A 212-nucleotide genomic window follows, 5' to 3' on the forward strand; every position below is an offset into this window, starting at 1 on the left:
TCGTCCCAGGAATAGTCATCCCAGGTGTCGTCCCAGGAGTAATCATCCCAGGTGTCGTCCCAGGAATAGTCATCCCAGGTGTCATCCCAGGAGTAATCATCCCAGGTGTCGTCTCCTAGGTAATTCCAGTCATCGCCCCACGGGTCGCTCCAATCGTCATCCCATGGGTCACTCCAATCGTCATCCCACGGGTCGCTCCAATCGTCATCCCA

The 212-nt window shown here is 56.1% G+C and carries 1 protein-coding gene; it reads right to left on the bottom strand.

Annotated elements, in window-relative coordinates; genetic code table 11:
• Positions 1-212: hypothetical protein (locus EK16_RS12550; protein WP_231573665.1), on the bottom strand; the 212-nt coding region annotated here is incomplete at both ends.

Origin of the sequence: Thermopetrobacter sp. TC1, from assembly GCF_000746275.1 — a bacterium.
In the GTDB taxonomy this organism is placed as follows: Bacteria; Pseudomonadota; Alphaproteobacteria; order Rhizobiales; family Aestuariivirgaceae; genus Thermopetrobacter.